The following is a 23,305-nucleotide window of genomic DNA, read 5'->3' on the forward strand; positions in this document are numbered from 1 at the left end:
GGAAACATCATCCAGCACCACCTTCTCACCAAACACCTTGGAAACATGCTCTATATTCAAAATATTCATAAATTCAAACCTCTCTCGTAATTTTCGCTTCCTGTCTGTTTCTGCTCACCTGTAACACTTCCACAAAAACTATAGAATTCGCTCCTTATTATACCATCTTCCCAGCCATTCTAAAACCCCCGGCACAGAAAAAACACTCCCCTCCGAATAAATCTATCCGAAGAGGAGTATCCTCAAAATCACATATTTTTGTTCCTGAAAAAGAATTGCTTAGTTCATCTCAGTTCCATTCTCAACTGCATACTTCAGTCCCTGCACAGCAACCGCCAGCGTAGCTTCCTCTACAGTAGCGCTTCCAAGATCACCCATATCCAGTGTCAGTGTATCATCATCATTCACTGCCACGCCAAAAGTAAGTGCCATCTCAGAAACTTCATCAGTAATCGTCACAGTACCGTTCTCTTCATCAAAAGTACCTTCGCCAACAAAGCTTACATAGTTATCATCCTGATCGATCACAAGTACTGAGCAGAAAGTTCCATCCTCATTAGCTGCATAAATAAAAGTCTCACCCGCTTCTGTTTCGCCGGAATAACACTCTGTCAGGATATCACCCATATCCTGATAAGTCTGATTGTAATCCGACTCATCACCGTCTGCCTCATAAGGCTCCAGGGTTGCAGTCAAGTCCAGACTGTCCGGATCATAAAGTTCCAGAAGATTCTCTTCCTCATTTGCCTGCACCAGATAAGTTACCATATTTTCATCATCATACGTGCCGTCGTCATTTGCGAACTGCATTACCAGAGCTGTATATTCTCCGTCTGAACTCAGAGCATATACACCAAGAACATCCTGCTCTTCATCCTTCCACTGGCCAAAAAACGAATTATCTTTGTAGAATCCGTAGATATCTCCTGCGCTGTCCTTCCAGAGTCCTAACATTGCCTCTGATACATCCGCGACATCTCCGTCATCTGCTGCTTCTTCTGTAGTCTCCTCTGCTGCCCATACCGGAACAACCATAGAGCTTACCATTGCAGCAGCACAAAGACCTGCCATTATTTTTTTCCAGTTTTTCATATTTTTTTACCATCCTTTCTTAAAATGTGTGTACATATTTCTAAACTGAATTTCTATGTTCTTACTATAAAAAATTTCAGTCTTATTTTCAAGATACATGGGATTAAATGACATTTTTCATGAAATATGGAAAAATGAATAAATACTTATGGTATTACTTGCTTTCAGTAAGGAATCCGTACTTGAATAACTCATGAAAATACGCTAAAATACAAATTATGTTTAAGTTAATTTAGGAGGTACTCCTTTTGAATATTGCAATCCTTGACGATTCAAAGGAAGATCTGCGTCAGGTAAAATCTGTCATTTCTTCTTATTATGAATCCCAGAATACATCCGCAGACATCCATTTGTATTCCAGCGCAGAAGCTTTTTTTACTAAATACATACCCGGATTTTACGACCTGATCATTATGGATATTTATATGGGCAGTATGACCGGTATGGATGCAGCCAGAAAGCTCCGCGAAGCCAGGGATACAACTGCTCTGATTTTTATTTCAAGCAGTGATTCCTTTGCTGTGGAAAGCTATGATGTACAGGCATCCTACTATCTGCTGAAGCCCTTTGACCCGGAGAAGCTTTGCCGGATTCTCTCAACAATCCAGTTCAGACAGTCACAGAACTCCAGATATATAGAACTGATCTCTGACCGTACCCCTGTAAAGATCCCTGTCAGGAGCATCCTGTACGTGGATACCTACCGCAATGCAGTTCAGGTACATACCACAGATGCAGGCATTATACGCTCCTACATAACCTTCCAGAAATTCGAAGAGCTTCTGGAGGGAATGAAATGTTTTCTCTCCTGTTACAGAGGCTGTATCGTAAATATGGATCACATCGAGAAATCCACAGATGAAGGCTTTGTTATGGACAATCAGGAGCTTGTTACTGTACGCAAGCGTGGCTCCAACGCAATAAAAAAAGCATATCTGGAATACTTATTCTCTTCAGACTCTGATAAATAAGTATTTCCGATATGCCTCTTCCCCTCCGGGCAGTAACTATTTATTTACTGTACTGTTTTCACCGGCAGAAAGATATTTACTTTAAAAATACCCTCTTCTGTATTAAAAACTACATATCCGCCCATTCGTTGTACCACTTCTGCTACAGACGCTGTTCCGATTCCAAAGCCTTCATGCTTTGTTGAATAAAAAACTTTTTCTCTTCGCTGGATTTCATTGGAATATGGATTTGAAATCTCTATCAGAAGCTTCTTGTTCTTAACCTTTGTAAGCATCTTTACATAAGGCTTATTTTCCGGCAACAGATCTTTTACTGCATCTACGGCATTTTCCAGAAGATTTCCATATATTTTGCACAGATCTGTATCTGAAATGCCAATATTCTGCGGCAGCATCATATCACATTCAAAAGGAATCCCTTTCTCTCTCAGTTCTCCTGCATAAAAATGGATCACTGCATCTACGGCCATGTTTCTGCAATAACAGATTCGCTTTTCCTCTTCTGTTATAACGGATGCATACTCCTGCAGGTATTCCATCATCTCCTGATATTTTCCCTGCTGGGTGTAAGACATGATGGTGCGCAGATGGTGTCTCATATCATGGCGCATCCTGCTGATCTCATCCACCTTTTCTGTAAGTTCCTCATAATTCTGTTTCTGTATCTGCAGTTTCTGTTCCATCTGACGGCTGTATTCTCTATAGGTAAGCTGAAATCTGTAAGCATTGGCAATCTCCATCCACAGAGTCAGTCCCACACTGGCTACAAGCACTACTGCACCAATTTCCGTAAACCACCCGCCAATGATCGGCTCATATAATCTCCATATCCGGTCTGCTGCCAGAGACGCTGCATAAACAACAATTCCCACTAAAAGTACATTACTGTACTTCTGTTTTATCTCCTTTACACTTCTGAAAAGCAGATAACCGGCTGCTGCCCACTTCAAAATCTCTGTAAGCTTAGAGATCAGATACAGCCCTGTTGCAGACTGGGCTCTGCTGCACAGCATTTCTGCCACAAAAACCATCACTCCGGCTGCTACGGCCACACCTGCAAGAATTTCCGGAATCCTTTCCTCACCTCCCAGGATCTTCTGTTGTACCAGCATAACACCGGCAAACATCAGATAATAGAACAATGCCTCCATTCCATAACAAGGCTGTACTTTTACTGCAACAAAGGAATGCAGGATCGGATAAGAACCATATCCCAGTACACAGATACAAAGCAGGGCAAAAAGTCCAAACTCCACTTTTTTAGTTCGCATATACATATACACTGAAAAAATCAGGACAAAAAATGTAAAAGCCATAAATACCACAGCAATCATAAGTGACAACCCGCGGATAATATTCACTTTAAAAGGAGAAGCCAAAACCGGCACATACTGAATTCCCGATGACACCGAATGTTTGTCTGTCACTGCGATCACAATCTCTGCAGTTTCTTTTCCCTCAAAGGTAAATACCCTGTTCTGAATCTGCTCCTGGTAATTGTCCGGATCCGGATTTCCCATCTGCCCCATCAATTCCCCATTAATATACAGCTTGTAAGCAGAAAAAATCTCTGTCAGGCCAATAGCATATTGTTTTTCTTTTTCAGGAAGCACCAGGGTCATCCGATAGGTACCACTTCCAAAAGGAGATTTATTTTTGTCGCCCATATCCATCCCACCGTACTCGCCAATGGAAACATAACGGCTGTAGTAGTCCTCCTTCTGTTCCTTTATTTCCTGCGGTGTCAGCAATACATCCGGATAATATTCCCATTCCCTGGCAAGATAATGCACAGAATCATCATCAGGCACATAGAGGATTCCCTGAATGGCCTGATCTCCCCTGGCCGTATATTTGTTATCAAAGCGATAAAACAGAAAGAATACGCCCATAGCCAATGCAAATACAGCTGCTATAAGTAGTAATGAATATTTCCAGTTCTTCTTCATTGCTGACACCTCCTTCTGTTTTCAGGTGCTTTGTTTGCCTTTCCACTGTCGCTTATCTGCGTTTTTTACGAATTGCAAAAATAATGGCGGCCACCAGGATACATACTGCCGGTAATGTAAGTATTATCATCAGAAACTGTTTGGCGGAATTCTCTGTTTTCTGCTCTGTCTTTTGCTCCGTTTCCTCCTCTGGCATTGGCTCTTCTGTAAAACCTATATCTTCTCCGTCTGAAATAGCTTTCACGCTTTCTTCATCCGTCTGATTTCCTATACTTTCTGACTTTCCATCTGTCAAAAAATAATCCCCTGTCTGGTTGATCTCCATACAGAGAACATTTTGTTTTTCCTGATAATTCACTGCATATTGATTTCCCTGCACATCCTCCGCTTTTACTGTTTCAGGTGACTGGATTCCACCAAACACAGATGTCTGAAATTCCACCACTGTTCCCGGAACTTCTATTACCTCCTCACCTCTGACAAAAATCCGCAGAGAAAATGCAGTTTCTGACGTTTTCTCGATTCCTATCTGGATTTCATCCTCTGCATTGATCTTCCATCCGTTCACTGTATCCGGAGAAAATGTTACAGAGATTCCCTGTTTCTCAAACCTTGCACTTCCATTCTGTTGGATCATAAGAAGCATTCTCTTTCCACTGACTGCAGTAATGGTGTCGGTGCTTAACTCTGTCACAGAATTCTCTGTATCCGATATTTCAGCAGATTTTGCATCAGAAGCTTTGTTACTGCTGCTATTCTGTCCGTCTGTATTATTGTCTGTTCCGTAAGAGTTGTCATAATGATATCCGGCACTTCCCGTATTCAGATTCTCTTCCTTTTCTCCCTGCATTTCATCTGACGAAGCAGGTGCTTTCTGCACAATGTCAGGAAGATCTTTTTCCTCCCTGTCTGAAAAATTCCGCTCATGCCAGTATTCGTTGACAATAAAGGCATCATTATAGGAAAAAGAATAAATTCCCGTGCTCCCTTTCTCATAGACAGCACAGATCTGGTAGTTCTGTCCTTTCTTTAATATCTCTCTGTAATAAATCTGAATTCCAGCAGAAGTCACTTCCACCAAGTCATCATCAATTTTCCGGTAATTTCCCTCATTCTCAGAGAGGTAAACCTGTATGTTCCGGCGTTCTTCTGCAGAAAATCCATCCAGCAGCATAGGAAATTCCAGCAGGTCTACCATCGGCATGCTGTAGGTATTAATCTGTGGTTCTCCTTTTTTCTGTACAGAAAGATATGCATATGCCTCTGGCAGCGTCAGGCTGTCAGATACTTCATATCCCTCTGGGATCACAAATGATCCGGTTACCTTGTACACGCCTTGTTTTTCCCTATTCACCCGGCTCAGATCCCAGGAAGATTCCAGAATCAGTTCCGGATTCTCGGCTGTATTTTCAAATGTTTCAGCAGTACTGACCCTCAGTCTGACATTCTCCTTCAATTCTTTCTCAATCTGCTTCAGGCTTCCCCCCGTTTTTACTGCATAGGCAGCACATCTGCTGAGATATTTCTCATCTCCGGTATCATAAGAACAGATGATTTTTCCAGGCTTCTGTGTATTTCCAAGCAGATTGTGCTGATAACCGTAAATTTTAAGACTGCCGTCTTTTTGGTATTGAAACCGCAGAGTATTGGTCTGCTTCTTTCCATTATCATAGGTTACCAGCAGGGAATAGGTATTACCCACAACCATACTCTGGTTAGATACATACAGCCCCTCCTCTTCACAGAGAGCAAAGCCCTCCTCAGTGAGGTTGATCCACTGTCCGCTTTCTTTCTTCAGATAAGCTTCCATGGAGTCAAAATTTTCCTGCTTCAACCAGGGAAATATATAGATTCCTGCCGCAGTCAGCCTGTAATATATATTAATATCCGGTTTGTCCGGGTACTGCACAGAAACAGTTGTCTGTACCTGCAGACTTTTACTCTCATCAAAAGCATACTCAGGCGGAAGCTTCAGTACACCTTTCATTGTGTAAACGCCTGCCAGTTTCATATTTACAGACGAAACATCCCAGAACACCGGAATATGCAGTGTATCTGTGTCTGTATAAACTGTATAGAAAACCCGAGACAGTTTCTCAGTAATCAGTTCGCTGCTTTTATTTATTTCTACAGCTACTGCAGGAATATCATGAGGTACGATCACATCATTTACCCGGATCACCGCGCCCCATACTGTGGTATTTTTTTTCATTCCCCATATGCCAGTCAGGCACAGAGTTATCATTAAAATCAGAACTGTTATTTTCTGTTTTCTCATGCTTTTTTCATACTTTCATTTTACATTACTGCTCAATCCGTTATCTTTATTCTCAATTTCCTTTGTTCTTAGCTTACCTTATCTGGCGGATTTCGGCAACAGACATAGGATAAACTGCATTATTTCATGAAAAATGGTTAATTCTCCTTTTTCTTTCCTGGAAATTTCATAAAATAATATACAATAAACAATACTGCCGTAATGCTCCATGAAACCGGATAACTGAGCATGATCGTATTAATTCCCGGGTATATCTGGCCGGCTGTAAAAAGCCACAGGATTCTCAAAGAACACACACCGCCGCAGGTAAGAAGCATAGGCACAAGAACCTTCCCGGTACCCCTCAGCGCTCCGGACAGGATTCCTATGATCACATAAATGAAATAGGACGGCAGTAAAAAACGACTCATATGAACACCATGGACAACCACTGCGCTGTCTGTGGTAAACAGACGATAAATCCAGGGAGCAAATGAATACATCAAAATGATCAGCACCGCAGAACTGGCCATACTCATGATCATGCAGACACTCACACTTTTCCGCATACGGTGATATTTACCGGCTCCGAAATTCTGTCCCACAAAGGTAGTAATGGAAATCGCAAATGCATTGATCACCATCCAGAAAAGAGCATCTATTTTCCCAAGAGTTCCCCATGCCGCCACTGTGTCAGTTCCCAGATTATTTACAAATACCTGTATCACAATATTGGAAATATTATACATTACAGATTCCAGACCTGCCGGAATACCGATTCTCAGAACTGAAAACAGCATTCTTCTGTTAGAACGGATCTGATTGATCTTCAGCACATATATCTCTCTGGTTTTCAGAAGCATTACTGTTACAATCAGCGCACTGATCACCTGAGAAGTAACTGTAGCAACAGCTACTCCTGTCACACCCATGCCAAACGCAACCACAAACAGCAGATCAAGAATAATGTTCAGCACACAGGTAATGATCAGAACATACAGTGGTCTTTTGGAGTCTCCTACTGCACGCAGGATGGCTGCTCCCATATTATAAACCAGGTTAAAAACCATTCCGCCGAAATAAATATGAAGATACACTGCAGAGTCCTCTACTACATCTGCAGGTGTCTTCATAAGCAGCAATGCAGGTCTGGTCAGAAAAATCCCCACTACAGTAAGAACAATTCCCGCTGCAATGGAGAATGCAAATGCTGTATGCAGTGCCTTACTCAGATTCTTCTTATCTTTTGCCCCATAAAACTGCGAGATCACAACTGCCGCCCCTGAGGAAAGCCCTACAAAAAAGCCAACGATCAGATTGGCGATCTGACTGGCAGAACCTCCAACTGCAGCAAGTGCCTGTTTTCCTACGAAACGACCTACAACAATAGTATCCGCCGTATTATAAATCTGCTGAAAAAATGTTCCAAATACAATAGGAAAGAAAAATAACAGCAGCTGTTTCCAGATCACACCTTCTGTAATCTGATTTACCTTCTCCCTCTCATTCATTACTTTTTCCTCATCCATAAAATAATACACAAAAAAGCAGGCATCCCAAACGGGAGAACCTGCCATACTTTGCAATCATTAAAAATTAGTCTTCAACTTTAATGATTTCCTTTTTGTTGTAGCTTCCGCAAGCTTTGCATACTCTGTGCGGCATCATCAGTTCGCCACATTTGCTGCATTTTACAAGGTTCGGAGCGCTCATTTTCCAGTTTGCTCTTCTCTTATCGCGTCTTGCTTTGGAAGATTTATTCTTCGGACAGATGGACATTATGTTACACCTCCTTAAATTTACTAAATATATCACTGATAGCTGCCATACGGGGATCCTTAGGTTCCTCGACGCATCCACAGGGACCGTCATTGAGGTTTTTCCCGCACTGGCTACAGATTCCTTTGCAGTCTTCTCTACATAAAACCTTCAAAGGCCAGCTCATCAGTACCTCAAGATAGACCAGCTGGTCCACATCCAGGTCCATACCTGTGAGATAAGAACTTTCGTCCAGATCATTCACACGGTCTTCATCCGTAAGCTTCATATCAAGTTTTCGCTCAATCTCCAAAGGAATCTCTGTTGAAACCTCTTCCAGACATCTGTCACAGGGAATACCTACGGTAATCTTACCTGTTCCTCTGATTTCAAGATTTCTGTCACCTGTATTCGTGATCGTAAGCTCTATGGGTTCTTTTGCAAGTACCGGAAAGCTTCCTGACTGAAAGGTGATCGTATCCATTCCAAACTCTGCAGTCTTCTGAATACGCATTCCTTCACTGGATGAAATATCTGATAAATGTATCTGCATACTTTTCTCCTATCCACACTTGTTTTATTATACATACCGCCTCTGCTTTTGTCAACGATAAATTAGAAAAATTTCACATTTTGTCAAGTAATATTCCTTTACGAAGTATTTTATCATCCGGCGGCATTATTATCAGGTAATTTCCACATGCCTTACGGGCACAAAGAAGGGTGCTCCTGACAGATGCACCCTTCCCTTCTATATAAATATAACTTTTATCCAGTTATATTTCTCTCGTTTGGACACAAAACAGACACTTTATTATCTGTGAAAATTAAACCAGAGCTACTGTCTCTCTGCAGATTGCAAGTTCTTCGTTTGTAGGAATTACAGCAACTTTAACTTTGGAATCCGGTGTAGAGATAACGATCTCTTCTCCGCGAACTCCGTTAGCTTCTTTGTCAAGTGTAACTCCAAGGTATCCAAGATAGCTTACAACTTTCTCACGTACAGGAATAGCATTCTCGCCGATACCTGCTGTAAATACGATGGCATCTACACCGTTCATAGCTGCAACATATCCGCCAACGAATTTAGCGATACCATAGCAGAGAACATCGATTGCGTTAGCTGCATCTTCGTTTCCACTCTGAGCTGCATCGTTCAGGTCACGGAAGTCACTGGATAATCCGCCGGATAATCCAAGAAGACCGGATTTCTTATTGAGAACATTCATCATACCTGCGATGTCAAGGTTCTCTTTCTTAGCAATGAATTCCATGATAGCAGGATCAATGTTACCGGAACGTGTTCCCATAACAACACCTTCAAGTGGAGTAAGACCCATTGTTGTATCAACACACTCACCGTTTACAACAGCACTGATGGAAGAACCGTTTCCAAGGTGGCAGACGATAACTTTGGAATTATCTTTGTCAAGGCCAAGGAATTCAACAGCACGTTTGGAAACAAAGCTGTGGGATGTTCCGTGGAAACCATATCTTCTTACTTTGTAGTTCTTGTAATATTCGATCGGAAGACCATAGAGATATGCTTTTGCAGGCATTGTCTGATGGAAAGCTGTATCGAATACTGCTACCTGAGGTACACCCGGCATAAGCTCGGAGCATACACGGATACCGATCAGGTTTGCAGGGTTATGAAGTGGTGCAAGGTCATTGCATTCTTCTACTGCTGAGATTACTTCATCTGTGATCACTACAGATTTGGCAAATTTCTCACCACCATGTACAACACGATGTCCAACAGCATTTACTTCTTTCAGGCTTCCGATTGCGCCTGTTTTATCATTTGTGAGGGCATCCAGTACCATCTGGATTGCTTCTTTATGTGTAGGCATTGCAGCTTCTGTGATCTCTTTGTCACAGCCTGTTTTCTGATATACTAATCTTCCATCGATACCGATTCTCTCGCAGAGACCTTTTGCAAGAACTGCTTCTGAATCAGAGTTGATCAGCTGATATTTAAGGGATGAACTTCCACAGTTGATTACTAATACGTTCATTTTCATATTCTGCCGGCAACAAATTTCGAATACTGTCCATAATCCTGACACAAGTCTTCGAATATTTCTGTCAGCTTTTCCTTTCATATTATAATATTATTCTCATCATTTCCAGGGAAATATGAGTAATGATATCAAAGGCATCAGAATCAGAAATATCTCCTCCGATGCCTTTAACATTATGTAGTCAATGAAATAATTCTCAGTCCGTTTTACGGTCTGACTGAAATCTTATTTGTTGTCGTCAGCCTGGCACTGTACTGCTGTGATAGCTACCACACCAACGATATCGTCTGCAGAGCATCCACGGGACAGGTCATTTACAGGTTTAGCGATACCCTGGGTTACAGGTCCGTAAGCTTCTGCTTTTGCAAGACGCTGTACAAGTTTGTATCCGATGTTACCTGCATCAAGGTCTGGGAATACAAGTACGTTAGCTTTACCTGCAACTTCGCTTCCAGGAGCTTTAGAAGCGCCTACGCTTGGAACGATAGCTGCATCAAGCTGGAATTCTCCGTCAAGTGCAAGTTCCGGATTCTGCTCTTTTGCAATCTTTGTAGCTTCTACTACTTTATCTACGTCAGCATGTTTTGCACTGCCTTTAGTGGAGTGTGAAAGCATTGCAACGATTGGTTTCTCCTGAACAAGAAGTTCAAAGGATTCTGCAGAAGATGCTGCGATTGCTGCAAGCTCTTCTGAAGTCGGGTTCTGGTTCAGACCGGAATCAGCAAATACAAATGCGCCGTTTGCACCATATTCGCAGTTCGGAACTACCATTAAGAAGAATGCAGATACAAGTTTTGTACCTGGTTTTGTTTTCAGGATCTGAAGACATGGTCTTAATGTATCAGCTGTAGAGTGACATGCACCGGATACCATACCGTCTGCATCGCCCATTTTTACCATCATTACACCATAGTACAGATACTGGTTAAGAAGAATCTCTTTAGCCTGATCCGGTGTCATGCCTTTTTTCTGTCTTAATTCTACTAACTTGTCAATGTATCCCTGTGTTTTCTCTGATGTAGCAGGATCTACGATCTGTGCGCCGGAAATGTCATATCCGTCTTCAGCTGCACTCTTTTTAACAGCTTCTTCGTTACCAACAAGGATAACCTTTGCAATTCCTTCTTTTAAAATTTTCTCTGTAGCTGCCAGAGTTCTCTTATCCTCTGTCTCCGGAAGTACGATTGTTTTTACGTTTGCTTTTGCTCTTTCTTTGAGTGTGTCAATAAATCCCATGATTAAAATGGCTCCTTTCATATAGCAGTTCTGATATCCAATATCAATTTTCTATCAATTATCTGCGCTGTTTTCATTATAACTCCTGAAGCCTTGTATTTCAAGCATCTGAATGGTAGAATATGACATAAAAAAGTATTTTTTAAGATGCAATATGGTAAAAAAGAGAGAACTCTACAAAATTTCAGGAAGGAGCATCTGTGTAAATTTATGAAAACAGCAGGAATTATTGCAGAATATAATCCTTTTCACAAAGGACATGAATATCAGATCCGGTATACAAAAGAAAAGCTAAAAGCAGACTATGTTATCGTTGCCATGAGCGGAGATTATGTGCAGCGCGGCACTCCTGCTCTCATCTCCAAACACGCACGTGCAGAAATGGCTCTGCGGTGCGGCGCTGACCTTGTACTTGAAATGCCGGTATCCATCTCTACAGCAAGTGCAGAAGCCTTTGCAATGGGGGGCGTTTCCCTGTTAGACAGCCTTGATATTGTTGATATACTCTGCTTTGGAAGTGAGTCAGGGGAAATCAGTGCACTGAAAGAACTGGCTGAGATCCTTGTAGAAGAACCTGAAGAATATAAGAAACTGTTGAAAAGCTTTTTAAGCGAAGGTCTGACTTTTCCCGCTGCCAGAAGCCAGGCATTGACAGAATATTTTAAAAATCCGCGCAACTTCAGTGGTGACGATTTTGACGGGGTACTTACTCCTCTGTTAAATGAAGTTACACAGATCCTGAATACACCGAATAATATTCTGGGGATCGAATACTGCAAGGCACTTCTCCGTCTGAACAGCCGGATCTGCCCTGTCACGATCCGCAGGGAGGGAATGGGCTATCATGAAACCACTGTCCCTGAAGGAGATTCAGCAAGCTCCTCCCCTGATTTACAGTCATCTACTGATTTCTTTGCATCTGCAACTGCTATACGCAGTCTTATTCAGAATCCGGGAGGTGGCCATTCAGAGGCAATCTCAGACATAAATAATCCAGTCAGGAATCCGGATACCAAAACTGCCAATATATTATCATCCCAGATTCCACCAGATGCTTTTTACGTTTTCAAAAAGGCGCTGGACTCCGGTGAATTTCTCACAGAAAATTCTCTGGACTCTATTCTTTCTTACTGCCTTATGAAAGAAAATGTAGAAAGCCTTTCTTCCTATATGGATGTTTCCGAGGATCTCCGCCCGACGGATCATAAATCAGCAAAATCTTCTGTTGTCCTTTTCCCAGTCTGTATCTGTTTTAAAAACCAGAGAGCTGACTCAGACAAGAATACAGCGAGCATTGCTTCATATTATATTAAATATCCATACTGCGCCCACACAGACTCCCTTTGCCCGGGTTCTTGGCTTCCGCAGGGAAAGCAGTGAACTGCTAAGCCAGATCAAGCAGCACAGCCGAATTCCTCTTATCACCAAGCTTGCGGACGCCCAAAATCTTTTGGACAGTAAAGGAAATCAGATTTTATCTGAAACTGTTTTTTCTTCCAATTTATACGAAAAACTCCTTTGTCTGAAAACCGACAAAAAATTCTGCCACGAATCCCAGAAACAGCTTATTATCCTATAATTCTTGTTGTTTAGATGCACTTATGTTAAAATACAAACAGTGAGGATAAGGATATAAAATAAGGAAGGAGGAAAAGAAAAATGAAAGCTAATTCAGGTTTGAAAAAGAACAGAACAAAGATTCAGATGGTACTTACCGCCCTGGTAATCTTATCTGTTGTACGTCAGTTTTTCCTGGGAAATTACCACAATATGTTTCTGGGAATCTTAACATTGATCCTTTTTATGGTTCCACAGTTTCTGGACAGGAAACTGAACGTCACAATACCACCGGGACTGGAAACAGTCATTCTGATCTTTATCTTTTCAGCAGAAATTCTTGGCGAAATTAATGCCTTTTATGTAAAAATCCCTATCTGGGATACCATTTTGCATACTACTAACGGTTTTCTGATGGCTGCCATCGGATTTGCACTGATTGATCTTTTTAACCGCAGTGACAGGTTTTCCATTAAAATGTCACCGTATTTTGTAGCTTTTTTTGCATTCTGTTTTTCAATGACTGTTGGTGTTATGTGGGAATTCTTTGAATTCAGCATGGACTGGTTCTTTGGAATGGATATGCAGAAGGACTGGATCGTACCGGCCATCAACTCTGTGAAGCTGAATCCTACCGGTGCAAACGTTCCCATCCATGTAGATGTTCAGTCCCTGATCGTTAACGGTGAGACCTGGGATCTGGGAGGCTATCTTGATATTGGTATTGTTGATACCATGAAAGATCTGATCGTAAACTTTATCGGTGCAGTAGTATTTTCCGTCATCGGTATTCTGTATCTGCGAAACCGCGGAAAAGGAAAGCTGGCAGCTTCTCTGATCCCGCAGGTACGCAGCAAACAGGAAGAAGAACATTTTTCCAGAGATCAGTAAGATCCACAGCTACCGAAACTGGCGCACTTTTCTGGAAATATTCTCCAGCTCTTCTCTGGAAAGCTCAGGAAGTCTTTCCAGCTGATCCATAAACATGGCAAGTGTCTCTTTTCGCTGCAATTCCACCATCTGGGTGTAGAAATTAACCACTACCCCGGTGGCAATGGCAACTACAAAAAGCGAATAGATCGTCAGAAGAACAGAACACATTTTTCCAATAAAAGTAACCGCAACCACATCGCCAAATCCGGCAGTGGAGATCACCGCATAGCAATACCACAGTGCATCTCCGTATCGGTTAATGTCCGGTTCAACCAGCTGGATCACTGCTGCGATAGCAAAAATAAACACAATAAAACCAATGATAATTTTATCTGCGCGAGTCCGTTTTAACACACTGCCTAATACTTTAATTCTTTTCATGCACTTGTCCTCCAATAAAATAATATACTGCCTGAAATTAATTGAAGTATAGTATAAAACGGTTTCACTTGCAATATGAAAGGAGCTTAACAGTATGAAAGATAATAAAGCACTAAAATACCTCACTTTGATCACCGGAGTTTTAACATTGTTATTAGGAGTCTACACTCTTGTAAGACCAATGAGAACTTTTCTTGCCATCGGATGGATCCTGGGAATCCTTCTGTTTGTAAATGGTATTGAACTTGTAATCCTTTCTTTATCCAAAGAAAAGAAAGAAATCGGAGCATGTATTCTCGGTGTTCTGGAAGGACTTGCAGGTATTATCTTATTATTCAGCGGTTCATCACAGACGTAATGGCAGCTTATATGGTCGGTGCAATCATTCTGATCTACGGTATTTTCCAGATTGCCGGCGGCACAAAGGTATATAAAACATCTAAAGGAAAAGGTATCCTGAGTATTGTGTGCGGTGTTTTATCCGTAATTGTCAGCATCATTTCATTTACCCATCCTGTACTTACCATGATCTCTGCAGGATATATGATCGCTTTTTCTGTTTTAATGCAGGGTATCAATATGATCGTACTTGGAATCAATTTCGGAAAGACCGAAAACTAACAAAAAGGTTATGACTGTATGAATAACACAAAAAGCCCCAAAAACGTATCTTTAAAAAATCAGCTTGAATTGTGGCTGTTCTGTGCACTCATTGGTGCTGTTGCCGGTGCACTGGTATGGATCCTGCTGAAAATAATGGCAGTCGGAACTGAATTTCTATGGAAATGGCTTCCCGGAAAAACCTCTGTTCCCTATTATACGATTCTTATCTGTGTTGCCGGTGCGGCAATTATCGGTATTTTCCGAAAAATATTCGGAGACTATCCCGAAGATCTTGAAACCGTTATGGAAAAAGTCAGAGCAGAAAAAAGATACGAATACAAAAACATGCTTGTAATGATGGTGGCAGCACTGCTGCCATTACTCATAGGAAGCAGTGTAGGTCCCGAAGCTGGACTTACCGGTATTATCGTAGGTTTATGCTACTGGGCCGGAGACAATCTGAAGTTTGCCAAACAGAATGCCAGAAATTATTCGCAGATCGGTGCCGCAGTCTCCATGAGTGTGCTGTTTCATGCACCTCTGTTCGGCATTTTCGAAGTAGAAGAAAACTCTGAGGAAGACCTTGCAGCCTTAACAAAGGGTTCTAAATTATTTATTTACGGAATCGCGCTGGCTGCAGGCACTGGTATTTATGCAGGTTTATCTGCACTTTTTGGTGCAGGGCTTTCCGGATTTCCATCCTTTGATATGGTGGAAATCCAGAGAAAAGACTATCTGCTTATGATTCTGTATATTTTGTGCGGTCTTATCCTGGCATACTTCTATCAGGCAACACACAAGCTGACGGGAAGTATTTCCAGCAGATTCCCGGCAGTTGTCCGAGAGATTTTTGCAGGTTTATGCCTTGGAATCGCAGGTTCATTCTTACCTGCACTTATGTTTTCCGGAGAAGAACAGATGGGAACACTTATGAAAACTTACACCTCCTATCTGCCGCTGGCACTTATTGCTATCGCGTTTTTCAAACTTCTGCTGACAAATCTGTGTATTCAGTTCGGTTTAAAGGGAGGACATTTCTTCCCTGTCATCTTTGCCGGAGTATGTATGGGATACGGCATGGCAATGCTGACCTGCGGGCCAGACGGGGGACATGTGGTATTTGGAGCTGCAATCGTTACTGCGTCACTTCTGGGCGGAATCATGAAAAAGCCACTGGCAGTAACCATGCTTCTCTTCCTCTGCTTCCCGGTTAAAATGTTTATCTGGATATTCATCGCAGCAGCGGTTGGGAGCAAACTTATCACACTCAAACCAGAGCAGGAACCTTCTGCAAATTACAGCAAGCAATAGAGTCGCTACCAGACAAAAAGAACCATTATATCAGAAAACATGGCTGTATGCCTCAGGCAACAACTATAACTTCTGTATATAATGGTTCTTTCATTTACAATTACATGTTATTTTTATAATTACTTTTCTCCGGAAAGAAGAATACGGTCATTATCCAGCATCTTACCGGCACCTGTCTTAAACTTCTCCAGAAGTCCTTCCACTGTCAGGCCTTTCTTTTCTTCTTCATGGATATCCAGCACAATATCTCCGGAATCCATCATCAGAATACGATTTCCCAGATCAAGGGCCGACTGCATATTGTGGGTGATCATCAGACAGGTAAGCTGATGCTCCTCCACGATCCGTTTCGTAAGATTCAGCACCTTCTCTGCTGTTCCCGGGTCAAGGGCTGCTGTATGCTCATCCAGAAGCAGAAGCTTGGGCGGATTCATGGTTGCCATGAGAAGTGTCAGCGCCTGTCTCTGTCCACCGGAGAGAAGTCCTACCGGCTGAGTCATACGTTTCTCAAGTCCTATATCCAGAAGTTTCAGCTCTTCATGGAATCGCTCTTTCTCCTGTCTGGACACATGGGAAAGCCATCCGCCTTTCCCTGCTGCAAGCGCCAGATTCTCTTCTATGGTCATTCCGGGTGCAGTTCCTCTCATAGGATCCTGATACAGGCGACCGATGGTCTTTGCACGTACATGCTGGGGCATAAAAGTAATATCCTGTCCATCCAGCATGATCACACCGGAATCTGTAAGAAAATCTCCACAGATTGCATTAAACAGAGTGGATTTACCGGCTCCATTGGAACCGATGATCGTTGCAAAATCGCCCTTCTCCAAATTCAGGGATAAATCTCTGATGGCCTGTTTCTCGTTTACCGTACCCGGATTAAAAGTCTTGGAAATATGTTCAATCTTCAGCATAAATCACTGTACTCCCTTCCTGTGAGTCATTCTTCTCTTAATCTGCGGCCACTGTTTTTTCAAATATGGACCTGAAATAGCCAGCACAACGATTACAGAAGATACCAGTTTCAGCATAAATGCCGGCATATTGAATCTCAGTGCGACGGTATATACCAGACGGAAAATAAAAGATCCAAGTACCATGCCAACAGCTCTCACGAAAATTCCACCTCTGCCAAGAATCGTACCACCGATCAGCAGGGAAGCCAGCGCGATGGTAACCATTCCCTGTCCGATATTGATATCTACAGATTTCTGTGACTGAGACAGAAGACATCCGGAAAGTGCTGTGAAGGAGTTGGCAACACAGAGACCTACAATCGTAGTAAATACCGGATTAATAGATGAGGATTTTACCATATCTGCATTATTTCCTGTTGCCCTGATTGCCAGACCAAGTCTTGTCCTTAAGAAAAATACAAGGAAGACAATCACAATTGCTACTGCAATGAAAGCAACTACAATATCTCCTCTTCCTTTCAGCGGTGTACTTTTCAATGTTTCTTTCGTCATGGAAAATACCGTCTCTGTTCTGTTCATATTGATCAGGGAGGAACCTCCCATCACTGCAATATTCACAGAATAAAGAGCCGTATTAACGATAATTCCTGCAAGAAGACTGTCAACACCCAGCTTTGTCTGAAGTATGGCTGTCACAAAGCCCGAGCATATACCTGCAGCCATAGCTGCAAAAATTGATAAAAAAGGATGTCCGCTGACTGCCACTGCTGCTCCCACTGCTGCTCCCAGTGTAAAACAGCCATCAGTGGAAAGGTCACAGACATTCAGCATGGAATAACTGAGAAACAGGGCAAGAACTGTCAATGAACAGATCAGGCCAAGTTTCAGCGCGGTCTCTCCAAGAGAGAGTATAGTCGCAATAGTCACGATGATTTCCTCCAGTTTGTATTTATTTTATTACATTCAATGAACAGCAACAGAAAATATCTGCTGCTGTTCATTTTAATTCAGAAAATATATCAGTCTTTTCAACCGGCACAATGGATTCCATAAACCCAGAACTTATTCTGAATTTATTCAAAATGCTGTCCGAATATCCTTATTATTTCTCTACATCATCAAAGCTCTCTGCTGTAACGATCTCATTTACCTGTGTGCATAACGGCTCGAAATCTTTTTTAACAGTTTCAAGATCAAGTCCCAGTCCCTCGCAGGTTTCTGTGTTTACTGTTGCAGTACCATTATCAAAAGTTTCAACAGATGTTGTTGCAGGATCTGCATCATTCATAAGGATGTCTGCGATCATATCTGCTGTCTTCTGTCCAAGGTTTGCATAATCAACACCATATCCGACAAATGCACCGTTTAGTGCAAAGGAGTCAGCTCCTGTATACTGTGGGATACCTGCATCAATGAATTTCTCATAGATAGAAAGCTCTGCTGTCATAATTGTGTTGTCAGTTGGTGTGAATACTGCATCTACGCCATCTGCCACCAGTGCATCTGCTGCAAGCTGTACCTCATCTGTTGTGGTACCTGTACGCTCTACATATTCGATGCCTTCTTTATCCAGATAATCCTTGGCTTCCTGGATGGCTGTTGTAGAAGAATCCTGTCCGATATCGTATAAAAGTCCGATTTTCTTTACATCCGGGTTCACTGCCTGGATCAGTTTCATGATGGATGCTGTATCCAGATAATCGCTTGTACCTGTAATGTTTGCTCCCGGTGCATCCAGATCCTCTACAAGGCCGCTTCCTACAGGATCAGACACTGCGGAAAATACAACCGGTGTATCGGTTCCTTCTGTTGCGGACTGCATACGCATTGCTACAGGTGTTGCAATACCTACCATCAAATCTACATTATCAGCCTGAAAATCAGAAATGATCTGTTCCATAACATTGGCATCTGCATTACAGTTATCATAGGACACATCAAAATTTACGTCTTTTTCCTTGCCGATTTCTTCCAGACGGGACTGGATGTTGTCTACGATCTGATTCAAGGAAGCGTCATCTACATAATTGCAGATACCGATCTTGAAATCCTGTGCCATAACCGGTGATGCCATCATCATAGTTGCCATTGCTGTTGCTGCGATTGCTAATACTCTTTTTTTCATAGTCTTTTTTCCTCTCTCTACATCTTATTTAGCAGTTCATGGTTTTTTAACTGCCATAGTCTCAGGGATGTTTACCAATCCCTTGTTACTGTCTGTGAGAAAGAACTCCCCGGATTCCTCTTTTTCCCGGATGTGTCAACTGCTGTGATACCCACCTGCCATCAGCAGATTTTCCTGCATTACAGGGGGTGCCATATAACAGATTCTCTTTATATATAAAAAAATCCGCCACAAGCTATCTGTTGCTTGAGACGGTAATAAGAATCTTATTATCGCGGTACCACTCAAATTGACGAATCGTCCACTTTCTCATGTACAAACATACACTCCTGATTTATAACGGGTTCGGTTCCCGTCGGTGCCTACTCTCACGCTTATCAAGATTTCGGACCGCCCTCGAAAGGCCATTCAACAATCAGTTTCATACGGCTTCCCACCAATTGCCGTTCTCTGGAATGATTCTTGGTTGTTTACTCTTCTTTCTCATCGGTTTTGATGTGTTTACTTTACCACGCTAATGCAGATATGTCAAGAGGTTTATTTTTTATTTTTTCCCATTAATTTTTTCAAAAGGGACGCGAAGGAATGGGAAGGGATTTCGGGCTTAGTTTCGGAACCATGTAATTCTAAGGCATTTGGGAAGCTGCTAAAAGCATTCAAAAAAATCTCAAACTCGCTTCGCTCAGACAGTGAGATTTTTTTGAATAACGCAGCTTCCCAAATACCAAGAATTACTATGAACCCTCAAATGCGCCCGAAATCCCTTCCCATTCCTTCGCTGTGTACTGACAAATTGACATATATTCCATTTTCGACAGCATGCCGAATTGCTTGCTTTCTGCACCACCGCAGGAGACTTATTTAATCGGATCAAGTAAATCCCCTGCGGTGGTTGCGAAAAGCAATAAGCAGTGGGTGGGGACTTGCCTTCTGTTAAATGCCTGCTGCAATGATATTGGGACCTGTATATTTCAGGATAGCAATATGTAAACAGTGATGTTTACAGAACGATGTGATAAGTGTTAAAATAATGTTCAGAAAAGATCTGCGATCTGCTATGTGGTAATTTTAAGTTTAAATAGATTATTTATATAGAAATGAGGGATATTATATGTCAACAGCAAAAATGGTTTTTCATGGGAGTGATATTGAGAAAATATGTGAGGTCTATCAGCTTAAGCCGGAGGAAATTGTGAAGTTTGGGGCTAATGTAAATCCGCTGGGGCTTTCCGAGCATGTAAAGGAACAGCTTGCAGGACGGCTGGATATCCTGTCTTCTTATCCAGACAGAGATTATACTTCACTTCGCAGCACAATTTCAGAATATTGTAATATTCCTGCTGAATTCATCCTTCCCGGAAATGGTTCCAGCGAACTGATCGCACTGCTGATACAGGAACGAAATCCAAAGCATACCCTTATCCTGGGTCCGACCTATTCAGAATACTCCAGGGAACTCTCCTTCTCCGGAAGTACACAGGAATATTACCATCTGCGCGAAGAGGATAACTTTGTCCTCAATGTAGATGATCTTTGTCACACCCTGGATGGAAAATACGATTTTCTCATCCTCTGCAACCCAAATAATCCTACCTCATCTGCAATTAGCATAAATGACCTGCGCAGAATCGTTTCCTTCTGCAATGAGCGGAACATTTTCGTGATGATCGACGAAACTTATGTAGAATTTGCCCCGGATATCAATGAGATCACTGCTGTCAGCCTTACCAGAGAATTCACGAACCTTATGATTCTGCGCGGCGTATCAAAATTCTACGCAGCCCCAGGTATGCGTCTTGGCTACGGAATCACCGGGAACCTGGAATTTCTCAAAAAAATGAAAGAAAAACAGGTACCATGGTCCCTCAACAGTCTGGGAGCCCTGGCCGGCGAGCTGATGCTCAAGGACAAAAACTACATCCGCCAGACCCGAGACCTCATTCTCTCAGAACGCACCCGCCTGCTCAAAGCACTGGAGAATATCCCCACTTACAAAACCTACCCGGCCTACGCCAACTTTCTCCTCCTGAAAATCCAGAAGCCCGGCCTGACCTCCCGGGACGTCTTCGACGCCTGCATCCGTCAGGGTCTCATGATCCGTGACTGCTCCTCCTTCGAATGCCTGGACGGCGAATACATCCGCTTCTGCATCATGCACCCCGAAGACAACACCCGACTTCTGCATATACTGGAATCCCTTTAAAGCAGGACATTTCTTTTATTTATAGTAATTCCATAAAATAATACAAACAATCCAATCCATCATAGCTTAAAACCAGCTACCAGCGGGGCGGAAAATATTTTGTCTGGGGTGCATTTGCAGGAGTCTTAGATATTCTTAGTCACCGGAAATCTGCGTTATGAGCCGTCTGCTTCACTGTCTGAGCGAAGTTTGCAACGGAGCGAGTTTGACAAGACGGCTCATGCTTTTAGCAGATTTCTGGCGGCTTAGAATATCTTAGGCTCCGAAACCGCACCCCAGACAAAATATTTTCCGCCCCGCGTCCCTCTTAAACAAAGAAAAGCCAGAAACTCCCCTTTTCCGAAGTTTCTGGCCTTTTTTATCAGTTTTTAAAGCTATGGATCGGTGCCGGAATCCTTCCGCCACGCTGCACAAACGCATCACAGGAGAACTGGTTCACCGGCATGATCGGTGCATAACCAAGCAGTCCACCGAACTCAACCACTTCGCCAACCCCCTTACCAATTACCGGGATCAGACGAACCGCCGTAGTCTTCTGGTTCACCATACCAATTGCAGACTCATCCGCAATAATACCCGCAATCGTAGAAGCCTTCGTATCTCCGGGAATTGCAATCATATCAAGACCTACAGAACATACACAAGTCATAGCTTCCAGCTTCTCAAGAGTCAGTGCCCCTGCATTCACCGCATCGATCATACCCTGATCCTCGCTGACCGGAATAAATGCACCACTCAAACCACCAACTGCTGTAGAAGCCATAACTCCACCCTTCTTAACCTGGTCATTTAACAGGGCAAGAGCAGCTGTTGTACCCGGTGCGCCTGCATGCTCCAGACCAATCTCCTCAAGGATTTCGGCAACACTGTCACCAATTGCAGGAGTAGGAGCCAGAGACAGATCCACGATACCAAACTTAACACCAAGGCGTCTGGAAGCCTCCTGTGCTACCAGCTGACCAACACGTGTTACCTTGAAGGCAGTACGCTTGATCATCTCACAAAGAGTTTCAAAATCCTTACCTCTTACCTGTTCCAGCGCAGTCTTAACAACGCCAGGTCCGCTGACACCAACGTTAATGATAGTGTCTGCTTCTGTCACACCATGAAAAGCACCTGCCATAAACGGGTTATCATCCGGTGCATTACAGAATACAACCAGCTTCGCACATCCCAGGGAATCCTGATCTTTGGTAGCTTTCGCTGTTTCCAGAACGATCTCACCCATCAGCTTAACAGCATCCATATTGATACCTGTACGTGTAGATCCAACATTTACAGAACTGCAGACACGCTCTGTCTTCGCCATAGCCTGTGGGATAGATTCGATCAGAAGTCTCTCAGCAGGAGTCATTCCCTTGCTTACCAGTGCAGAATAACCGCCGATAAAGTTTACGCCTACCACCTTGGCAGCCTTATCCAGAGTTTCTGCAATAGTTACAAAATCTTCCTTTGTCTTACATGCAGCTCCGCCAATCAATGCGATCGGAGTTACGGAAATTCTTTTATTTACGATCGGAATTCCATATTCACCGGAAATAGCCTCACCTGTAGATACCGAATCCTTTGCACAGGTTGTGATCTTTTTATAGATTTTCTCATTTAAAACAGCAAGATCACTGTCAATACAGTCCAGAAGGCTGATACCCATAGTAATGGTACGCACATCCAGATTCTCCTGCTCGATCATTTTATTCGTTTCATTTACTTCAAAAATATTGATCATTTTGTTTTTCTCCCTTGTATGTTCTCTCAGCATTTTTCAGGCAATCTGATACAGGAAAGTCCCTCAGTGGCTTACCTGCTTAGATTTTCTCAGATTCTGTGCATTACATTGAAGATATCTTCATGCTGGCAGCGGATTACTACACCGATCTTATCTCCAAGGGCTTCCAGTTCTTTGGCAAGAACTCCGTTGTCTTTCTCACATTTGCTGGCATCTGTTACCATCATCATGTTGAAATATCCCTGTACGATGGTCTGGGAGA

At 42.6% G+C, this 23,305-nt stretch carries 21 protein-coding genes, 1 pseudogene and 1 other annotated feature; of the genes and pseudogenes, 8 read left to right on the forward strand and 14 right to left on the reverse strand.

Annotated elements, in window-relative coordinates:
* Positions 1–279: 279 nt before the first annotated feature.
* Positions 280–1,092 (reverse strand): hypothetical protein, encoded by an 813-nt coding sequence (locus AC075L_RS08815; protein WP_008704704.1) that lies wholly within the window; start codon positions 1,090–1,092, stop codon positions 280–282.
* Positions 1,093–1,340: 248 nt separating this feature from the next.
* Between AC075L_RS08815 and AC075L_RS08820 the strand changes: the two genes are divergently transcribed.
* Complete coding sequence (locus tag AC075L_RS08820) at positions 1,341–2,063, forward strand: LytR/AlgR family response regulator transcription factor (protein ID WP_022380592.1); 723 nt, start codon at positions 1,341–1,343, stop codon at positions 2,061–2,063.
* A 44-nt stretch (positions 2,064–2,107) separates the two neighbouring features.
* Here AC075L_RS08820 and AC075L_RS08825 read toward each other — a convergent pair whose 3' ends face one another.
* From AC075L_RS08825 to pta, 7 genes are all read right to left on the reverse strand, one after another.
* Complete coding sequence (locus AC075L_RS08825) at positions 2,108–4,012, reverse strand: sensor histidine kinase (protein ID WP_022380591.1); 1,905 nt, start codon at positions 4,010–4,012, stop codon at positions 2,108–2,110.
* A gap of 52 nt (positions 4,013–4,064) precedes the next feature.
* Positions 4,065–6,290 (reverse strand): hypothetical protein, encoded by a 2,226-nt coding sequence (locus AC075L_RS08830; protein WP_118566275.1) that lies wholly within the window; start codon positions 6,288–6,290, stop codon positions 4,065–4,067.
* A gap of 137 nt (positions 6,291–6,427) precedes the next feature.
* Complete coding sequence (locus AC075L_RS08835; protein ID WP_118566296.1) at positions 6,428–7,780, reverse strand: MATE family efflux transporter; 1,353 nt, start codon at positions 7,778–7,780, stop codon at positions 6,428–6,430.
* Between the two features lie 85 nt (positions 7,781–7,865).
* The gene (gene rpmF / locus AC075L_RS08840) at positions 7,866–8,048 is read right to left on the reverse strand and encodes a 50S ribosomal protein L32 (RefSeq protein WP_008704709.1); all 183 of its coding nucleotides are present in this window, start codon (positions 8,046–8,048) and stop codon (positions 7,866–7,868) included.
* Between the two features lie 4 nt (positions 8,049–8,052).
* Complete coding sequence (locus AC075L_RS08845) at positions 8,053–8,580, reverse strand: YceD family protein (RefSeq protein ID WP_008704711.1); 528 nt, start codon at positions 8,578–8,580, stop codon at positions 8,053–8,055.
* Between the two features lie 274 nt (positions 8,581–8,854).
* Positions 8,855–10,045, reverse strand: coding sequence for an acetate/propionate family kinase (locus AC075L_RS08850; RefSeq protein ID WP_008704712.1), 1,191 nt, complete (start codon positions 10,043–10,045; stop codon positions 8,855–8,857).
* A 231-nt stretch (positions 10,046–10,276) separates the two neighbouring features.
* Positions 10,277–11,287 (reverse strand): phosphate acetyltransferase, encoded by a 1,011-nt coding sequence (gene pta, locus AC075L_RS08855; protein ID WP_019161337.1) that lies wholly within the window; start codon positions 11,285–11,287, stop codon positions 10,277–10,279.
* Between the two features lie 210 nt (positions 11,288–11,497).
* Between pta and AC075L_RS08860 the strand changes: the two are divergent.
* The 3 genes and pseudogenes from AC075L_RS08860 to AC075L_RS08870 all read left to right on the forward strand — a co-directional run.
* Positions 11,498–12,421: pseudogene (locus tag AC075L_RS08860) on the forward strand (tRNA(Met) cytidine acetate ligase); the annotation flags it as partial.
* A 40-nt stretch (positions 12,422–12,461) separates the two neighbouring features.
* The gene (locus AC075L_RS08865; protein WP_476387548.1) at positions 12,462–12,866 is read left to right on the forward strand and encodes a nucleotidyltransferase family protein; all 405 of its coding nucleotides are present in this window, start codon (positions 12,462–12,464) and stop codon (positions 12,864–12,866) included.
* A gap of 80 nt (positions 12,867–12,946) precedes the next feature.
* Positions 12,947–13,735, forward strand: a complete 789-nt coding sequence (locus AC075L_RS08870) for a DUF2238 domain-containing protein (RefSeq protein ID WP_118566273.1) — start codon at positions 12,947–12,949, stop codon at positions 13,733–13,735.
* A 9-nt stretch (positions 13,736–13,744) separates the two neighbouring features.
* Here AC075L_RS08870 and AC075L_RS08875 read toward each other — a convergent pair whose 3' ends face one another.
* Entirely contained in the window at positions 13,745–14,158 is a 414-nt protein-coding gene (locus AC075L_RS08875) for a potassium channel family protein (RefSeq protein ID WP_008704717.1), read from the reverse strand.
* Between the two features lie 94 nt (positions 14,159–14,252).
* Here AC075L_RS08875 and AC075L_RS08880 point away from each other — a divergent pair, with 94 nt between their 5' ends.
* From AC075L_RS08880 to AC075L_RS08890, 3 genes are read left to right on the forward strand one after another with little or no spacing between them, the layout of a single operon-like run.
* Positions 14,253–14,516 (forward strand): DUF308 domain-containing protein, encoded by a 264-nt coding sequence (locus tag AC075L_RS08880; protein ID WP_243104625.1) that lies wholly within the window; start codon positions 14,253–14,255, stop codon positions 14,514–14,516.
* Positions 14,516–14,779, forward strand: a complete 264-nt coding sequence (locus AC075L_RS08885; protein WP_243104624.1) for a DUF308 domain-containing protein — start codon at positions 14,516–14,518, stop codon at positions 14,777–14,779. Before AC075L_RS08880 ends, AC075L_RS08885 begins: the two co-directional genes overlap by 1 nt.
* A gap of 18 nt (positions 14,780–14,797) precedes the next feature.
* A complete protein-coding gene (locus AC075L_RS08890) occupies positions 14,798–16,072 on the forward strand; it encodes a chloride channel protein (protein WP_118566272.1) in 1,275 nt (424 codons plus the stop codon).
* Between the two features lie 119 nt (positions 16,073–16,191).
* On the opposite strand, the gene AC075L_RS08895 is transcribed toward AC075L_RS08890, so the two are convergent.
* The 3 genes from AC075L_RS08895 to AC075L_RS08905 form a co-directional block, all read right to left on the reverse strand.
* On the reverse strand, positions 16,192–16,986 hold the full coding sequence (locus AC075L_RS08895; RefSeq protein ID WP_022380585.1) for an ABC transporter ATP-binding protein: 795 nt from the start codon (positions 16,984–16,986) through the stop codon (positions 16,192–16,194).
* A gap of 3 nt (positions 16,987–16,989) precedes the next feature.
* Positions 16,990–17,916, reverse strand: coding sequence for an ABC transporter permease (locus AC075L_RS08900; protein WP_022380584.1), 927 nt, complete (start codon positions 17,914–17,916; stop codon positions 16,990–16,992).
* A 175-nt stretch (positions 17,917–18,091) separates the two neighbouring features.
* Positions 18,092–19,114, reverse strand: coding sequence for an ABC transporter substrate-binding protein (locus AC075L_RS08905; RefSeq protein WP_008704725.1), 1,023 nt, complete (start codon positions 19,112–19,114; stop codon positions 18,092–18,094).
* 244 nt (positions 19,115–19,358) lie between these two features.
* Positions 19,359–19,610, reverse strand: a binding site (T-box leader).
* A 615-nt stretch (positions 19,611–20,225) separates the two neighbouring features.
* Between AC075L_RS08905 and AC075L_RS08910 the strand changes: the two genes are divergently transcribed.
* Positions 20,226–21,317, forward strand: coding sequence for a pyridoxal phosphate-dependent aminotransferase (locus AC075L_RS08910; RefSeq protein WP_055060040.1), 1,092 nt, complete (start codon positions 20,226–20,228; stop codon positions 21,315–21,317).
* A 361-nt stretch (positions 21,318–21,678) separates the two neighbouring features.
* Here the strand turns inward: AC075L_RS08910 and AC075L_RS08915 are convergent, their stop codons facing one another.
* Entirely contained in the window at positions 21,679–23,043 is a 1,365-nt protein-coding gene (locus AC075L_RS08915; RefSeq protein WP_476387549.1) for a DUF711 family protein, read from the reverse strand.
* 89 nt (positions 23,044–23,132) lie between these two features.
* Positions 23,133–23,305 (reverse strand): ACT domain-containing protein (locus tag AC075L_RS08920; RefSeq protein ID WP_476387550.1); only part of this gene is annotated, 173 nt, incomplete at its 5' end.

The sequence above is a fragment of the Blautia sp. ZXY-1-B12 genome (assembly GCF_056339915.1).

Bases quoted from the DNA above. Each gene is read 5' to 3' on its own strand.
- AC075L_RS08815 (WP_008704704.1), bottom strand. From the start codon at position 1,092: ATGAAAAACTGGAAAAAAATAATGGCAGGTCTTTGTGCTGCTGCAATG.
- AC075L_RS08825 (WP_022380591.1), bottom strand. From the start codon at position 4,012: ATGAAGAAGAACTGGAAATATTCATTACTACTTATAGCAGCTGTATTT.
- AC075L_RS08830 (WP_118566275.1), bottom strand. From the start codon at position 6,290: ATGAGAAAACAGAAAATAACAGTTCTGATTTTAATGATAACTCTGTGC.
- AC075L_RS08835 (WP_118566296.1), bottom strand. From the start codon at position 7,780: ATGAATGAGAGGGAGAAGGTAAATCAGATTACAGAAGGTGTGATCTGG.
- rpmF (WP_008704709.1), bottom strand. From the start codon at position 8,048: ATGTCCATCTGTCCGAAGAATAAATCTTCCAAAGCAAGACGCGATAAG.
- AC075L_RS08845 (WP_008704711.1), bottom strand. From the start codon at position 8,580: ATGCAGATACATTTATCAGATATTTCATCCAGTGAAGGAATGCGTATT.
- AC075L_RS08850 (WP_008704712.1), bottom strand. From the start codon at position 10,045: ATGAACGTATTAGTAATCAACTGTGGAAGTTCATCCCTTAAATATCAG.
- pta (WP_019161337.1), bottom strand. From the start codon at position 11,287: ATGGGATTTATTGACACACTCAAAGAAAGAGCAAAAGCAAACGTAAAA.
- AC075L_RS08865 (WP_476387548.1), top strand. From the start codon at position 12,462: ATGTTTCCGAGGATCTCCGCCCGACGGATCATAAATCAGCAAAATCTT.
- AC075L_RS08870 (WP_118566273.1), top strand. From the start codon at position 12,947: ATGAAAGCTAATTCAGGTTTGAAAAAGAACAGAACAAAGATTCAGATG.
- AC075L_RS08875 (WP_008704717.1), bottom strand. From the start codon at position 14,158: ATGAAAAGAATTAAAGTATTAGGCAGTGTGTTAAAACGGACTCGCGCA.
- AC075L_RS08880 (WP_243104625.1), top strand. From the start codon at position 14,253: ATGAAAGATAATAAAGCACTAAAATACCTCACTTTGATCACCGGAGTT.
- AC075L_RS08885 (WP_243104624.1), top strand. From the start codon at position 14,516: ATGGCAGCTTATATGGTCGGTGCAATCATTCTGATCTACGGTATTTTC.
- AC075L_RS08890 (WP_118566272.1), top strand. From the start codon at position 14,798: ATGAATAACACAAAAAGCCCCAAAAACGTATCTTTAAAAAATCAGCTT.
- AC075L_RS08895 (WP_022380585.1), bottom strand. From the start codon at position 16,986: ATGCTGAAGATTGAACATATTTCCAAGACTTTTAATCCGGGTACGGTA.
- AC075L_RS08905 (WP_008704725.1), bottom strand. From the start codon at position 19,114: ATGAAAAAAAGAGTATTAGCAATCGCAGCAACAGCAATGGCAACTATG.
- AC075L_RS08910 (WP_055060040.1), top strand. From the start codon at position 20,226: ATGTCAACAGCAAAAATGGTTTTTCATGGGAGTGATATTGAGAAAATA.
- AC075L_RS08915 (WP_476387549.1), bottom strand. From the start codon at position 23,043: ATGATCAATATTTTTGAAGTAAATGAAACGAATAAAATGATCGAGCAG.